13 protein-coding genes are annotated in these 14654 nt (G+C 75.6%); 11 read left to right on the forward strand and 2 right to left on the reverse strand.

Translation table 11 applies throughout. The annotated features are described in order from the left end of the window. Positions 1 to 62: 62 nt before the first annotated feature. Both ACF1A1_RS32130 and ACF1A1_RS32135 read right to left on the reverse strand, forming a co-directional pair. A complete protein-coding gene (locus tag ACF1A1_RS32130; RefSeq protein ID WP_392004519.1) occupies positions 63 to 1376 on the reverse strand; it encodes an MFS transporter in 1314 nt (437 codons plus the stop codon). Between the two features lie 496 nt (positions 1377 to 1872). Further along, entirely contained in the window at positions 1873 to 2436 is a 564-nt protein-coding gene (locus ACF1A1_RS32135) for a hemerythrin domain-containing protein (protein WP_392004520.1), read from the reverse strand. 356 nt (positions 2437 to 2792) lie between these two features. On the opposite strand from ACF1A1_RS32135, the gene ACF1A1_RS32140 reads away from it, so the two are divergent. From ACF1A1_RS32140 to ACF1A1_RS32190, 11 genes are read left to right on the forward strand one after another with little or no spacing between them, the layout of a single operon-like run. Next, complete coding sequence (locus ACF1A1_RS32140; RefSeq protein WP_392004521.1) at positions 2793 to 3788, forward strand: NAD-dependent epimerase/dehydratase family protein; 996 nt, start codon at positions 2793 to 2795, stop codon at positions 3786 to 3788. Positions 3789 to 3822: 34 nt separating this feature from the next. Continuing rightward, positions 3823 to 5457 (forward strand): carbamoyltransferase, encoded by a 1635-nt coding sequence (locus tag ACF1A1_RS32145; RefSeq protein WP_392004522.1) that lies wholly within the window; start codon positions 3823 to 3825, stop codon positions 5455 to 5457. Continuing rightward, the gene (locus tag ACF1A1_RS32150; protein ID WP_392004523.1) at positions 5454 to 6467 is read left to right on the forward strand and encodes a glycosyltransferase family 2 protein; all 1014 of its coding nucleotides are present in this window, start codon (positions 5454 to 5456) and stop codon (positions 6465 to 6467) included. The genes ACF1A1_RS32145 and ACF1A1_RS32150 overlap by 4 nt, the downstream gene beginning before the upstream one ends. After that, entirely contained in the window at positions 6464 to 7471 is a 1008-nt protein-coding gene (locus tag ACF1A1_RS32155) for an HAD-IIIA family hydrolase (RefSeq protein WP_392004524.1), read from the forward strand. The genes ACF1A1_RS32150 and ACF1A1_RS32155 overlap by 4 nt, the downstream gene beginning before the upstream one ends. After that, positions 7468 to 8475 carry a glycosyltransferase family 9 protein gene (locus ACF1A1_RS32160; RefSeq protein WP_392004525.1) on the forward strand — a complete coding sequence of 336 codons (1008 nt, stop codon included), beginning with the start codon at positions 7468 to 7470 and terminating at the stop codon, positions 8473 to 8475. Before ACF1A1_RS32155 ends, ACF1A1_RS32160 begins: the two co-directional genes overlap by 4 nt. Further along, positions 8472 to 9434, forward strand: a complete 963-nt coding sequence (locus ACF1A1_RS32165; protein ID WP_392004526.1) for a glycosyltransferase — start codon at positions 8472 to 8474, stop codon at positions 9432 to 9434. The genes ACF1A1_RS32160 and ACF1A1_RS32165 overlap by 4 nt, the downstream gene beginning before the upstream one ends. Beyond that, a complete protein-coding gene (locus ACF1A1_RS32170; protein WP_392004527.1) occupies positions 9431 to 10666 on the forward strand; it encodes a glycosyltransferase in 1236 nt (411 codons plus the stop codon). The genes ACF1A1_RS32165 and ACF1A1_RS32170 overlap by 4 nt, the downstream gene beginning before the upstream one ends. Then, a complete protein-coding gene (locus tag ACF1A1_RS32175) occupies positions 10663 to 11304 on the forward strand; it encodes an SIS domain-containing protein (RefSeq protein ID WP_392004528.1) in 642 nt (213 codons plus the stop codon). Before ACF1A1_RS32170 ends, ACF1A1_RS32175 begins: the two co-directional genes overlap by 4 nt. After that, positions 11301 to 12728, forward strand: a complete 1428-nt coding sequence (gene rfaE2, locus ACF1A1_RS32180) for a D-glycero-beta-D-manno-heptose 1-phosphate adenylyltransferase (protein WP_392004529.1) — start codon at positions 11301 to 11303, stop codon at positions 12726 to 12728. Before ACF1A1_RS32175 ends, rfaE2 begins: the two co-directional genes overlap by 4 nt. After that, positions 12725 to 13723, forward strand: a complete 999-nt coding sequence (locus ACF1A1_RS32185; protein WP_392004530.1) for a glycosyltransferase family 9 protein — start codon at positions 12725 to 12727, stop codon at positions 13721 to 13723. Before rfaE2 ends, ACF1A1_RS32185 begins: the two co-directional genes overlap by 4 nt. Further along, a complete protein-coding gene (locus ACF1A1_RS32190; protein WP_392004531.1) occupies positions 13713 to 14639 on the forward strand; it encodes a glycosyltransferase family 2 protein in 927 nt (308 codons plus the stop codon). The genes ACF1A1_RS32185 and ACF1A1_RS32190 overlap by 11 nt, the downstream gene beginning before the upstream one ends. Positions 14640 to 14654 lie beyond the last annotated feature (15 nt).

The following is a 14654-nucleotide window of genomic DNA, read 5'->3' on the forward strand; positions in this document are numbered from 1 at the left end:
CAACCCGGCAACCCGGCAACCCGGAGCGAACGCACTCCGACGGCCGTCCCGCGCACCCGGTCTCAGGCAGCCGTCTCCAGGGCCTCGCGCCCCGGTATCTCCTCGCCCGGCGTCGGCAGGGGCACCGGCTGTGGGGTGCGGCGGGCGCGCAGGAGGAAGCCCGCTCCGATCGTGCCGGCGATGACGAGACCGCCGGTGACGAGGGCGCCGCGGGCGCCGGCCAGTTCCATGAGCAGGCCCAGGGCCGGCGGGCCGCCCAGGCTCCACACCGTGCCGATGCTGCTCCACACGCCGAGCACGCGTCCGCGCAGGTGGGCGGGCGGGTCGGTCTGGAGAACGGCCGTGCCGGCGGTGTCGGAGACGGACTCCACCACGGCCATGGGCAGGACCATGATCAGCAGTACGGCCAGGGAGGGGGACAGGCCCGCCACCACCTGGAGCAGCGCGCCCGCCGCCGCCAGGGCGCCCACGGCCCGCACCGAGGGCTTGCGCAGCCGGGCGCCGAGGACCGCGCCGACGATGCCGCCGACGGCGAGGACGGTGGAGACCGTGCCGAACGCTCCCGGCCCGCCCGCGAGCGGGCCGGTGACGAGCACGGCGAGGGTGAGTCCGTAGTTCCGTCCGAAGACGCTGCTGACGCCGGTGATGCTCGCGAGCGCGACCAGGCGGGGCCTGCGCGCGAAGAAGAGCAGACCCTCTCGTACGGTCATGTCGGCACGCCGGTCGCGCTGCCGCGGAATCAGGGGCTTGCCGACCTCGGTGCGTTTGCCGGCCCCGGTGCGCTTGCCGGCGCCCGGGGACCTGCCGGCCACGGCCCGCCCGGCCGCGCCGTGCGCGGGCCGCAGGAACGGGATGACGGCGGTCACGAAGAGGAACGACAGCCCGTTGGCCGCGTACGCGGCGGCCGTGCCGAGGAAGCCCACCGTCACCCCGGCCAGCGCCGCGCCGGCGAGCCGGCCCGCGTTGTGGACCAGCGCGCCCACGCCGATGGCGGACGGCACGTCCTCCACGGGCACGAGGTCGTTGCCCAGCAGGGCGCAGGCCGGTCCGTCGACGGTGGCGATCATGCCGGTGACGGCGGCCAGCACCATCAGCGTCGTCAGGTCGAGCCGGTCCAGCGCGACGAGCACGGCCGTGGTGAAGGCGACCGCGCCGAGGAGGGCCTGGCTGACGGCGGCCGTCAGTTTGAGCGGCCAGCGGTCGACGGCGGCGCCGCCCAGCAGGCTCATGAAGAGGGCGGGGGCGGCCTGGACGGACATGGACAGTCCGGTGGCGGCGGCGGAGCCGGTGATCTCGAGCACGAGCAGGTTCTGGACCGTGAGCTGCATCCAGGTGCCGGCGTTCGACAGGAAGTTCGCTACGGACCACCAGCGCATGCTGGGGTGCCTCAGGGACCGCCACGGCGAGCGCGAGGCCTTCCCGGCGGAGGCGGGGGCGTCGGCGGTGTTGGGGGCAGGGCGGGGTGCGGAGGCAGGGAGGGAAGACACAGTGCGGTACCCGAGGGGTGAGTGGATCACAGGGGCAGCGGAACCGGGGAACGCCGGCTGCGCTGCGCGGCCACTCCACCTAGCCGGTTACGGCGCCGACCATGGTGGCAGACGGGACGGACGATGCGGCGGCGGTGCGCCCTGCCGCACCGCCGCCGCAAGCCTCAAGTCGCCCCGGTCGTCGGGTGTTTGCCGTGTCGAGTGTGGTTGATCACAGGCGGGCGGAAGCCCTCACGGGCCCGGGCGTGCCGAGCCCCTCACGGGCCTGGGGTGCAATGGCCCTATGGCCCTCCACGGGCCTGAGTGCGAAGGCCCCCGGGGGCTGCGCACGCCTGCACGGGCCCGTACCTGACCTGCGTGGATCTCCGGCAGGTCGCAGCCGGTCTCAGCTCTTCTTGCCCCGCCCGGTCAGCGCGTCACGCATCCGGTCGACCATGCCGACGCCCGGCGCCAGCAGCTTGTTGGCCGGCGGCTTGTCCGGGGCGGACGGGTGGGGGCGCGTCGGCGCCGTCTTCTTCGCCTGGCGGACCTTGTCGCCGAGGTCGTCGAGGGCGTCCGCGGGACACGCCGCGCGCAGCCTGGGGAAGAGGTTGCCCTCCTCGTCGGCCACGTGCTCGCGGATCTCGCTCATCAGCATGCCGACCAGCCGGTCGAACTCGGCGTCGCCCGCCTCGCAGCCCTCGAGGTCCTTCATGATCTGCTCGGCCTTGGCGTGGTCCTCGAGCTCCTTGTCGGCGAGGGCGTCCCCGCCGGCCACGTGCTCGCGCACGGCCGGGTAGAGGTAGGCCTCCTCCGCCACCGAGTGCCGGACCAGTTCCATCGTTGCCTGGTCGGCGTACAGCTTGCGGTCCTTGTGTCCGGACGGCAGCGCCTCGATCTTGCCGAAGAGCTCCTCGACCTCGCGGTGATCGGTCACCAGCTCGTCGATGACGTTCCCACCATGACCCATGTCCTTCACCTCCAGCCTGGGCACGACGGCTCCGGTACGGATCCGCCGGGGCCCCGAGTGCCCCGCGTCGCGAGATCGACACCGTTTTCTTCCGGTAAGGGCGGTGCGCGCGGTGCTCCTGCGGCAGGAGTCGCGGATGAGTCGGTGCTTACGCACAATAGGGATCAAGGTGTGAAAGCTACTGGTACGGAACACCGGCCGGAGTCGTCGGGAAAACGGCGGCCCGGCCAGGACGGTGCCGATGCTCGGCGCGACCCGAGCGTCCTGTTCCTTCACTGTCTCCACAATCCTCCCCCGTGCCGCACCGGACCCCGGGCGCTTGTCTCAGCGCTTCCCGGTGCGGAGAAGGGTGTCCCATGACTGATGCGACCTCCCGCCTGCCCTGGCGTCGCGCCGTGGTGACCGGCGGCGCCGGTTTCCTCGGCAGCCACCTGTGCGAGCGCCTGCTGAGTTCAGGTGCCGAAGTCGACTGCGTGGACAACCTCGTGTCGGGTTCACGCGGGAACATCAACCACCTGGAGGGACTGCCCGGCTTCCGGTTCGTCGAGTGCGACGTCTCGGCGCCCGAGTGTCCGGACCGGCTGCGGGGGCCGTACGACGTGGTCCTGCACTTCGCCTGCCCGGCCTCGCCCGCCGACTACCTGCGGCTGCCCCTGGAGACGCTCGACGTGGGGAGCCTGGGCACCCGGAACATGCTGGCCGTCGCGGAGCGTGACGGGGCGCGCTTCCTGCTGGCGTCGACGTCCGAGGTGTACGGCGATCCCCTGGTGCATCCGCAGCGCGAGGACTACTGGGGCAACGTCAACCCCGTCGGCCCGCGCAGCGTGTACGACGAGGCCAAGCGGTTCTCCGAGGCGCTGGTGACCGCCCATGTGCGGGCCCGGGACACCGACGCCGGGATCGTACGTCTGTTCAACACGTACGGGCCGCGGATGCGCGCCCACGACGGGCGCGCCGTCCCGACCTTCGTCTGCCAGGCGCTGGCCGGCGAGCCGCTGACGGTGGCGGGCGACGGCAGTCAGACGCGGTCGCTGTGCTACGTGGACGACACCGTGGACGGGATCCTGCTGGTGGCCGCGAGCCACTCGGTGCGGCCCGTCAACATCGGCGGCAGCGACGAGGTCACCGTCCGTGACATAGCCCGCCGGGTGGTGGAGCTGACGGGGTCCGCCTCACGCATCGAGTTCGTCGACCGGCCCGTCGACGATCCCCAGCGCCGCCGCCCGGACACCACCCTCGCCCGGGAGCTGCTCGGGTGGGCGCCCCGGGTGCCCTGGGAGGAGGGGATCAAGCACACGATCGCCTACTTCGCCGCGACGCAGCCGACGCGGGAGCCGGCGCCGCGGGTCTGAGACGTCTTCCACCACGCCGCCACGGAGGCACTGAATGCGCGTCCTGGGAATCAACGCCCTCTTTCACGACCCCGCGGCCGCCCTGGTCATGGACGGCAGGATCGTGGCCGCCACGGAGGAGGAGCGTTTCAGCCGTCGCAAGCACGGCAAGCGGCCCGTCCCCTTCTCCGCGTGGGAACTGCCCGAGCTGTCCGCCCGCTGGTGTCTGGAGCAGGCCGGCCTCGACCCGTCCGACCTGGACGCGGTCGCCTACTCCTACGACCCCGACCTCGCCCGGCCCGCGGACCAGCTGGGGCTGAACGACCCCTGGGACCACCTGCGTCAGGAATACGCGCGCCGCGCCCCCGAGTTCCTCGCCGAGGCCCTGCCGGGACTCGACCCGGCCAAGGTCCGCTTCGTCCCCCACCACGTCGCGCACGCCGCCTCGGCCGGCCAGGCCTCCCCCTATCCGGACTGCGCCGTCCTCGTGCTCGACGGCCGCGGGGAGTGCGGCTCCCATCTGGCGGGCCGCTACGCGAACCGTGAACTGACCGTGCTGGGCTCGCAGTCGCTGCCCGACTCGATGGGCCTGTTCTACGAGGACCTCACCCAGCACCTCGGATTCCTGCGCAGCAGCGACGAGTTCAAGGTGATGGCCCTCGCCTCCTACGGAGAACCGCGTTTCCTCGACCGACTGCGCGAGTACGTCGGGCCGGCCGGCGAGGGCGGTTTCCGGGCCCGGCCCGTCCCCTGGTCCTCGCTGGTGCCGCCGCGTCCGGCGGGCGCCCCGTGGACGCGGGACCACGCCGACCTGGCCGCCAGTGCGCAGGCCTGTCTGGAGGAGGTGCTGCTCGGGCTGGTGCGGTGGCTGCACGAGCGCACGGGTGAGGACGTGCTGACGCTGGCCGGCGGGGTGGCCCTCAACTGCGTGGCCAACACGCGGCTGTACCGGGAAGGGCCGTTCGAACGCGTGTGGGTGCAGCCGGCGGCCGGCGACGCGGGCACGGCGCTGGGCGCCGCCCTGCACGTCGCGCACCAGAAGGAGACGGTGGAGGCCATGCCGACCGCCGCCCTCGGCCGCGGCTGGAGCGACGCCGAGCTGCGCGCCTGGCTGGAGCGGGCGGCCGTCCCGTACGAGGAGCCCGACGACATCGCCGAGGCCGTCGCCGAGGAGCTGGCCCGCGACGGCGTCGTGGCCTGGTTCCAGGGGCGCAGCGAGTACGGTCCCCGGGCGCTCGGTCACCGTTCGCTGCTGGCCCATCCCGGGCGCGCCGAGAACCTGGAACGTCTCAACGCCGTGAAGGGGCGGGAGGAGTTCCGCCCGGTCGCCCCGATGGTGCTGGCGGAACGGGCCGCGGAGCTCTTCGACGGGCCGCTGCCCAGTCCCTACATGCTGTTCGTGCACGAGGTCGCCGCCGAGTGGCGGGAGCGGATCCCGGCCGTCGTCCACGTGGACGGCACGGCGCGGATCCAGACCGTGGACCGGGCGGACGAGCCCCTGGTGGCGCGGATGATCGACGGCTTCGAGCGGCGGACGGGGCTGCCGGTGGTGGTCAACACCAGTCTCAACACCGCGGGCCGGCCGATGGTCGACGATCCGCGGGACGCCCTGGAGTGCTTCGGGTCCGCGCCCGTGGACCTGCTGGCGCTCGGGCCGTTCGCGATCCGGCGGAAGAGGGTGTTCGCATGACGGACGCGTTCGCCGGGACGGGCGCCCCCGCCTACTCCGTCGTCGTGCCGACGATCGGGCGCCCCTGCCTCGCCGACTGTCTGCGCGCGCTCGCCGCGGCCGTCGGTCACCCTCCCGAGGAGGTCGTCGTGGTCGACGACCGCCCGGATCCCACCGGCGAGTTGCCGCTGGAGGCGGCCGGCGCACTGCGCGGCCGGGTCCGCACCCTGCGCTCGGGCGGCCGGGGCCCGGCGGCGGCCCGCAACGCGGGCTGGCGCACGGTCGGCACGCCGTGGACGGTCTTCCTCGACGACGACGTGCAGGTGCTGCCGTCCTGGTCCCGGCTCCTCGCGGAGGACCTGAAGGCGGCCGACACGGACACGGGCGGCATCCAGGGGCGGCTGACCGTCCCACTGCCCGAGGACCGCAGGCCGACCGACTGGGAGCGGGGCACGGCCGGGCTGGAGCAGGCCGCCTGGGCCACCGCCGACATGGCCTACCGCACGGCCGCGCTGGCCGGCGTCGGTGGCTTCGACGAGCGGTTCCGCCGGGCCTTCCGCGAGGACGCCGATCTCGCGCTGCGTGTCCGGGAGGCCGGCTGGACCCTTCGCCGCGGCCGGCGGCAGACCCGCCACCCCGTCCGCCCGGCCGACCGGTGGGTGTCGGTGCGGGCCCAGCGCGGCAACGCGGACGACGCCCTGATGAACCGGCTGCACGGCCGGGACTGGTGGACCCGCGCCGAGGCTCCGCGCGGGCGGCTCCCCCGGCACGTCCTGGTGACGGCCGCCGCGCTCGTCGCGTCCGCCTGCGCGCTGACCGGCCGCCGCCGGGCCGCCGGTGTCGCCGGCGCCCTGTGGGCCCTGGGCACGGCCGAGTTCGCCCTGGCCCGCATCGGCCCCGGCCCCCGGACCCGGCAGGAGATCACCACCATGCTGTCCACGAGCGTGCTCATCCCCCCGCTCGCGGTCGGCCACTGGCTCCACGGCCGGGTACGGCACCGCGGGGCCATGCCGGTGGGAGGCAGGCCGTGACCCCCCGCGCGACGAACCACTCCCCCGCGCCACGCGCCGGGACCGGCGCGGCGGGCGAGCACGCCCGCGTCCACCGGCCCACGGCCACCCCACCGACCACGGAGCACACCGAGGCCCGGCCCCCAGCGGCCCCGCCGACCACGGACCACCCCGAGGCCCGCACCGCAGCGGCCGCGCCGGCCATCGCCCGCACCGAGGCCCGCCCCGTCACGCCCCCTTCGGCAAGCGAGCACCCCCACGACCACCCGGCCACCGCCCCTGCCGCACGCCACACCATGCCGCACCGCCCGATGACCGACCCCACCGGAGCACACCCCGCGCACCGCCCCCCAGCGGCCCCGGCGAGCACGAACCACACCGAGACCCGCCCCACCACCGCCCCGCCGGCCATCGCCCGCGCCGAGGCCCACCCCACCACGGCCCCCACAGCCGTGGCGCACACCGGGCGCCGCCCCGCAGCGCACGCCCACTCCCCCGTCGCCGCCGTCCTCTTCGACCGCGACGGCACCCTCGTCGTGGACGTCCCCTACAACGGCGATCCCGACCGGGTGCGGTTGATGCCCGGCGCCCGGTTGGCCCTCGACCTGCTGCGGGCCGAGGGCATCCCGACCGGTGTGGTCAGCAACCAGTCGGGCATCGGCCGGGGGCTGCTCACGCACGACGAGGTGCGGCGCGTCAACGACCGGGCCGACGCCCTGCTCGGCGGCCTGGGCACCTGGGTGTACTGCCCGCATCTGCCCGACGACGGCTGCGGCTGCCGCAAGCCCCGGCCGGGGCTGGTGATCGAGGCGGCACGGCGCCTGGGGGTGAGTCCGGGCGACTGCGTGGTGATCGGCGACATCGCGGCCGACGTCCTGGCCGCCCGTGCGGCGGGCGCCCGGGGCGTCCTCGTACCGAACGCGGCGACCCGGCCCGAGGAGGTCGAGTCGGCATCCCTCACCGCCCGGGACCTGCCGGCCGCGGTCGGTCTGGTCCTGGCCCGGACACGGGGAGGCGCGTCGTGAAGGCACTCGTGGTACGGCTCGACAGCTTCGGCGACGTGCTGCTCGCCGGGCCCGCCGTCCGCGCGGTCGCCGCGCACAGCTCCGGGGTGACGATGCTCTGCGGCCCGCGCGGCGAGCCCGCGGCCCGGCTGCTGCCCGGGGTGGACGAGGTGATCGTGTGGGCGGCGCCGTGGGAGGGCGTGGAGCCGCCCTCGGTCCGGGAGGCCGACGTCGACGGCCTGGTGGAGCGGCTGAGGGACGCCGCGTTCGACGTCGCGCTCATCCTGACGTCGTTCCATCAGAGCCCCCTGCCCACGGCCCTGGTGCTGCGGCTGGCCGGCGTCGGCCGGATCGGCGCCGACAGCGTCGACCATCCGGGCAGCCTCCTCGACGTGCGGCACCGGCGGCTGCCCGGCCGGCACGAGGCCGAGGCCGCTCTCGACACCGCCGTCGCGATGGGCTTCCCGCCGCACCCGGGGGACGACGGGAAGCTGCGTGTGCTGCCGCCGCCCGACACCATCGCGCTGACCGGCAACGGGCCGTACGTCGTCGTCCACCCCGGGGCCAGCGCGCCGGCCCGCGCCTGGAGTCCCGAGCGCTGCGCCGAGGCCGTCGCCCTGCTCGCCGACGCCGGCCACCGGGTGGTCGTCACCGGCGGTCCGGGAGAGACGGACCTCACCCGGCGGGTGAGCGGGGACACGGCGGTGGACCTCGGCGGCAGGACGGAGCCGCGCACCCTGGCGGGCGTGCTGCGCACGGCCGACGTCGTGGTGTGCGGCAACACCGGTCCCGCCCATCTGGCCGCGGCCGTCGGCACCCCGGTCGTGTCCCTGTTCGCGCCCGTCGTCCCGGCGGAGCGGTGGGGGCCGTACGGCGTGCCGAGTGTGCTGCTCGGCGATCAGCGGGCGCCGTGCGCGGACAGCCGGGCCCGGCACTGCCCCGTCCCGGGCCATCCGTGCCTGGACGAGGTCACCGGCCAGGACGTGGTGCAGGCGGTACGGAAACTCCTCAAGGAGCGTGCATGAACATTCTTGTCTGGCATGTGCACGGCTCATGGCTGACGTCGTTCGTCCAGGGCCCGTACACCTTCCTCGTCCCGGTGACGCCCGACCGCGGGCCGGACGGGCTGGGCCGGGCCAGGACGTGGGACTGGCCGCGCACGGTGAAGGAGTTGAGCCCCGCCGAGCTGCGCGAGGCGGACATCGACCTGATGGTGTTGCAGCGGCCGCACGAGCTGGAGCTGGCCCGGGAGTGGACGGGCCGCCGGCCGGGCATCGACGTGCCCGCCGTGTACGTCGAGCACAACAGCCCGCACGGGACGGCCGTCGACAGCCGCCATCCCCTCGCCGACCGCACCGACCTCACGCTCGTGCACGTCACCCATTTCAACCGGCTGATGTGGGACAACGGCCGCGCGCCCACCGAGGTGATCGAGCACGGCATCATCGACCCCGGTCACCTGTGGACGGGTGAGGAGGCCCGCGCCGCGGTCGTCGTCAACGAGCCCCTGCGGCGCGGCCGTACGACGGGGACGGACCTGCTGCCCGGGTTCGCCCGCGCCGTGCCGCTGGACGTCTTCGGCATGCGCACGGAAGGACTCGCGGACCACCTCGGACTGCCGTCCGACCGCTGCCGCAGCCGGGACCTGCCCCAGGGCGAACTGCATCCGGCGATGGCCCGCTGCCGCCTCTACCTGCATCCCGTCCGGTGGACGTCGCTCGGGCTCTCCCTGCTGGAGGCGATGTTCCTCGGGATGCCCGTGGTGGCGCTCGACACCACCGAGGTGCGGGAGGCGGTGCCCGAGGGCGCCGGGGTGGTCTCCAACCGGTTCGACGTGCTGGAGGACGCCGTGCGCCGCTTCGCCGGCGACCCGGCGTACGCCCGCGCGACAGGGGAGGCCGCCCGGACCGCGGTACAGGCCCGCTACGGAGAACGGCGTTTCCGGGACGACTGGGAGCGCCTGATCAAGGAGGTCACCCGATGAGCCCCAGCCACCCGACGGCCGGCCGCGTCGCCATGGTCTCCGAGCACGCCAGCCCCCTGGCCGAGCTCGGCGGCCCGGACGCGGGCGGACAGAACGTGTACGTGGCCCAACTCGCCGGACAGCTGGCCCGCCGGGGCCACGAGGTCGCCGTGTACACGCGCCGCGACGACCCCCGGCTGCCGGAGCGGGTCACCACATCGGACGGGGTGAAGGTGGTCCATGTGCCCGCCGGACCGCCGGCTCCGATACCCAAGGACGAACTCCTGCCGTACATACCGGAGTTCGGCGCGTGGCTGGCGCGGGAGTGGGCGACGGAGCCACCCGACGTGGTGCACGCCCACTTCTGGATGTCCGGGATGGCGGCGGTGGCGGGGGCGCGGGCCCTGGGCGTGCCCGTGGTGCAGACGTACCACGCGCTCGGCACGGTGAAGAAGCGGCACCAGGGCGCCGCCGACACCAGTCCGCCGCAGCGCGTCGCGATCGAGACGGCGGTGGGGCGGGAGTGCGCCGGCATCATCGCCACCTGTGAGGACGAGGTGGCCGAGCTGGTCGCCATGGGTCTGCCCCGGGACCGTGTCTCCGTCGTCCCGTGCGGGGTGGACCCCACGGCGTTCGCCCCGGTCGCCGCTGCCCGGCGGCCCGCGTCGGCGCCCCGGCGGCTGCTCTCGGTGGGCCGGCTCGTCCCCCGCAAGGGCTTCGACCGGGCGATCCGCGCCCTGGCCGGTGTCCCCGACGCCGAACTGCTCATCGCGGGCGGGCCCGAGCCGGCGCTGCTGGGCGCCGAGCCCGAGGCGGAGCGGCTGTGCGCGATCGCGCAGGAGTGCGGGGTCGCCGACCGGGTGACGCTGCTGGGCGGGGTGAGCCCCACCCGGATGCCCCGGCTGATGTCCGGCGCGGACCTCGTGCTGTCCCTGCCCCGCTACGAGCCGTTCGGCATCGTCCCGGTGGAGGCGATGGCCTGCTGCGCTCCCGTGGTGGCCACCGCCGTAGGCGGGCAGCTCGACACCGTCGTGGACGACGTCACCGGCGTGCTCGTGCCGGCCGACGACGACCACGACCTCGCCGCCACCATCCGCGGCCTCCTCGACGACCCGGACCGGCTCGCCCGGTACGGCGCCGCCGGCCGGCGCCGGGTCCTGGCCCGCTACACCTGGGACCGCGTCGCCGACGGGGTGACCCGGGTCTACGGCGCCGTGTCCTCCGTCCCCTCGCTCTCGGGAGTCGTCCGATGAAGACCGCCACCGACGTCACGCACTGCGACGACCTGATGAAGGCGCTCGGGGGCTTCCGCGAGTACGCCTCCCCCGTCCTCCAGCGGTGGGGCTCCCACCTGGCCGACCGGCTGGGGACGGGTGCCCGGCTGCTGGTCGCGGGCAACGGCGGGAGCGCCGCGCAGGCCCAGCACCTGACCGCCGAGCTGGTCGGCCGCTACCGCGACGACCGCCCGCCGTTCTCCGCGCTCGCCCTGCACGCCGACACCTCCTCCACGACCGCGATCGCCAACGACTACGGCGTCCAGGAGATCTTCGCCCGGCAGGTCGCCGCGCACGGCCGGGCCGGGGACGTCCTGATGCTGCTGTCGACCAGCGGTGCCAGCGCGAACCTGCTCGTCGCGGCGAAGGGGGCCCACCGTCTCGGCATGACCGTGTGGGCGCTGACCGGGCCGGCGCCGAACCCCCTGGAGGGGGCGGCGGACGCGGCGCTGTGCGTGGAGGCGGCGACGGCCGCCACGGTCCAGGAGCTGCACCTCGTGGCCGTCCACATGCTCTGCGAGTCCTTCGACCGGAGCGTCGAACGGCGCATGGCCGTCGAGCGGCGGCGGGCGCAGCCCGACCGGTGGACGGCCGTGACGGGGAAGGACGGCGTATGAGTGCCCCGGCCTCTCTGCTCGTCGTGGGGGACGCGCTGCTCGATCACGACCTGTGCGGGCGGGCCGAGCGCCTGGCTCCCGACGCGCCCGTGCCGGTCGTCAGCGAGGCCCGGCGCACCTCCCGGCCCGGGGGAGCCGCGCTCGCGGCCACGCTCGCGGCGGCCGACGGCAGGCCCGTCACCCTGGTCACCGCGCTCGGCGACGACGAGGCCAGCGAGCAGTTGGTCCGGCTGCTGGGCGACCGGGTGCGCCTGGTTCGGCTGCCCCTGTCCGGCACCCTGTCCAGCAAGACCCGGGTCCTCGCGGAGGGCACTCCCCTGCTGCGCCTGGACGACGGCGAGGGCCGGGCCCGGGAGGCGACGGACGAGGCGCGGCGGGCCGTCGCCGAGGCCGGTGCCGTCCTCGTCGCCGACTACGGGCGCGGCGCGGCCGAGGTCCTGCGCGAGGCGTTGGAGTCGGCGGCCGCGCGGGTGCCCGTCGTGTGGGATCCGCATCCGCGCGGGGAGCAGCCGGTGCCCGGTGCCCGGCTGGTCACGCCGTCGGCGAGCGAGGCGCGCGCCTTCGTCGGCGGCGAGCCGCACGCGGACGCCAGTCCGTTGCAGACGGCGGCACGGGACGCCGACGCCCTGGTCCGGTCCTGGCAGGCCGCCTCCGTGGCCGTCACCCTGGGCGGGCGGGGCGCGCTGCTGTCGCACGGCGAGACGCCGCTGCTGGTGCCGTCGCCGGTGACGGCCGAGGGCGACGCCTGCGGGGCGGGCGACCGCTTCGCCGCCACCGCCGCCGGATTCCTGGCGGACGGCGAGCTCACCGAGACCGCCGTGCGGGAAGCCGTGCACGCGGCGACCCGGTACGTCGCCGAGGGAGGCGTCCGCTCGTTGGCGACGGACCCGGCGAGCAGCCCGGCCGCATTCCCGCCGGCCGACGGCGACCCGACGGAGGACGCCCTGCGCACCGCCGCCCGGGTCCGGGCCGCGGGCGGGACCGTCGTCGCCGCCGGTGGCTGTTTCGACCTGCTGCACGCCGGTCATGTCGCCCTGCTCCAGGCCGCCCGCCGCACCGGGGACTGTCTGGTGGTGTGCGTCAACTCGGACGCGTCGGTGCGCCGCCGCAAGGGCGGCGGACGGCCGCTCGTGCCGGTGGCGGACCGGCTCCGGGTGCTGCGTGCCCTGGAGTGCGTGGACGCGGTGGCGGTGTTCGAGGAGGACACCCCGGAGCGGCTGCTCGCCGAGCTGCGTCCGCACATCTGGGCGAAGGGCGGCGACTACGCCCTCGAGCGGCTGCCGGAGGCGCCGCTCGTGGAGAGCTGGGGCGGGCAGGTCGTCCTGTTCCCCTATCTGGACGGCCGTTCCACCACGGGCATCGCGGAGAAGGCGGCCCTGTCGCCGCGGCCGGTCGGCCTGGCGCACGAACGGGAGCGCGGGTGACCACCGCACCACACCGCCCCCGCCTGCTGGTGCTGCGTGCGCTGGGCCTCGGCGACCTGCTCGCCGGGGTCCCCGCGCTGCGGGGTGTCCGCCGGGCCTTCCCCGGACATCGGGTCGTCCTGGCGCTGCCTCCGGCGCTGCGCGAAGCCGCTCTGGCCACCGCGGCCGTGGACGCCGTGTTCCCGGCCGAGGCCCCGAACCGGGGGGTGCCGTCGCTCGGCCACTGGCCGGGGCCGCCCCCGGACCTGGCGATCGACCTGCACGGCAACGGCCCCGCCAGCCGTGACGCGCTCGCCGCCCTCGCCCCCCGCCGGCTGCTGGCCTTCGCCCAGCCCACCCCGCGGCCCCCCGAGTGGCGGCCCGACGAACACGAACGCGTGCGGTGGTGCCGTTTCCTCGCGGCCTACGGCATCGCCGCCGACCCCGACGACGTACGGCTGCCCGTTCCGGCCGGAATCTCCCCGGCGCCGGGAGCCGTGGTCGTCCACCCGGGGGCGGAGTCCGCGTCCCGCCGCTGGCCTGCCGGGCGCTACGCCGCGCTCGTGCGGGAGCTGGGCGCCGCCGGTCACCGGGTGGTGGTCACCGGTGGCCCGAAGGAGGACGCGCTGGTCCTGGACGTCGCCGGACGCGCGGGCCTGCCGGAGCGGGACGTGCTGCGCGGCGGGCTGCCGTTCGGCGAGCTGTCGGCGCTGGTGGCCCTCGCCGCGCTGGTCGTCAGCGGCGACACCGGGCTCGCGCATCTCGCCGTCGCCCACGCCACGCCGTCCGTGACCCTGTTCGGTCCGGTGTCCCCGCACCTGTGGGGCCCGCCCCGCTCCGGGCGCCACATCGCCCTGTGGAAACCGGGACCGCCCGGCGATCCGCACGGCGACGTCCCCGACCCCCAGCTCCTGCGCATCGGGGCGGAGGAGGCCACCGCCGCGGCCCTGGCGCTGCTGCGGCCCGGCCGAACGACCGACCCGCCCCGGAAGGGAGAGGAAGCCCGTGTGCGCTGAGCCCGTCCGCGAGGCCGAGCCCGTCCGCGGGGCACCGGACGACCGCGTGACGGTCGCGGTGATCACCCGCGACCGGCGCGCCGGCGTCCTGCGGACCCTCGACGCCCTGACCGCGCTGCCGGAGCGGCCGCCCGTGATCGTCGTGGACAACGGCTCGGACGACGCGACCTTCGCGGCGCTGTGCGAGCACCCGGCGGCGGCCCGCGTCCTGCGGCCCCACGGGAACACCGGCGCCGTGGGCCGCAATCTCGCGGTACGGCAGGCCACCACCCCGTACGTCGCGTTCAGCGACGACGACTCCTGGTGGGCGCCGGGTGCGCTGCGGCGGGCGGCGGACCTGCTCGACGCGTATCCCCGGCTGGGCCTGGTGGCCGCCCGTACCCTCGTCGGCCCGGAGGGGGCGGAGGACCCGCTGAACGCCGTACTCGCCGCCTCGCCCCTGCCGCACGAGCCGGACCTGCCGGGCCGCCCGGTGCTCGGTTTCCTGGGTTGCGCCTGCGTCGTGCGCCGGGACGCCTTCCTCGAGGCGGGCGGTTACCATCCGCTGCTCTTCTTCGGCGGCGAGGAGACCCTGCTCGCCTACGACCTCGCCGCGGCCGGCTGGGGCGTGACGTACGAGCCCACGCTGACGGCGCACCATCACCCGGAGCCCGGGGGGCGTGACGGGCGGCACCATCTGATCCTCCGCAACGAGGTGCTGACCCTGTGGCTGCGCCGCCCCCTCGGTGTGGCCGTGCGCGCCGGCGCACGGCTGACGGCCGCCGCGATCAGCGGCGAGCCGGGCGCCCGCCGCGCGCTGCGGGAGGTGACGGCACGGCTGCCCGCGGCTCTCGCGCGGCGCAGGCCGCTGCCCCCGAGCGTGGAGCGGGCGGCCCGGCTGCTGGACCGGGGCGGCGGGTACGGCGGGCCGGCATGAGCGTGGACGGGCGGA

Origin of the sequence: Streptomyces sp. NPDC014995 (assembly GCF_043080745.1) — a bacterium.
Lineage (GTDB): Bacteria > Actinomycetota > Actinomycetes > Streptomycetales > Streptomycetaceae > Streptomyces.

What these genes read in the sequence shown, in the direction of transcription:
- ACF1A1_RS32140 (WP_392004521.1), top strand. Translation starts at nt 2,793, where the DNA reads ATGACTGATGCGACCTCCCGCCTGCCCTGGCGTCGCGCCGTGGTGACC.
- ACF1A1_RS32130 (WP_392004519.1), bottom strand. Translation starts at nt 1,376, where the DNA reads ATGCGCTGGTGGTCCGTAGCGAACTTCCTGTCGAACGCCGGCACCTGG.
- ACF1A1_RS32145 (WP_392004522.1), top strand. Translation starts at nt 3,823, where the DNA reads ATGCGCGTCCTGGGAATCAACGCCCTCTTTCACGACCCCGCGGCCGCC.
- ACF1A1_RS32165 (WP_392004526.1), top strand. Translation starts at nt 8,472, where the DNA reads ATGAACATTCTTGTCTGGCATGTGCACGGCTCATGGCTGACGTCGTTC.
- rfaE2 (WP_392004529.1), top strand. Translation starts at nt 11,301, where the DNA reads ATGAGTGCCCCGGCCTCTCTGCTCGTCGTGGGGGACGCGCTGCTCGAT.
- ACF1A1_RS32170 (WP_392004527.1), top strand. Translation starts at nt 9,431, where the DNA reads ATGAGCCCCAGCCACCCGACGGCCGGCCGCGTCGCCATGGTCTCCGAG.
- ACF1A1_RS32135 (WP_392004520.1), bottom strand. Translation starts at nt 2,436, where the DNA reads ATGGGTCATGGTGGGAACGTCATCGACGAGCTGGTGACCGATCACCGC.
- ACF1A1_RS32175 (WP_392004528.1), top strand. Translation starts at nt 10,663, where the DNA reads ATGAAGACCGCCACCGACGTCACGCACTGCGACGACCTGATGAAGGCG.
- ACF1A1_RS32150 (WP_392004523.1), top strand. Translation starts at nt 5,454, where the DNA reads ATGACGGACGCGTTCGCCGGGACGGGCGCCCCCGCCTACTCCGTCGTC.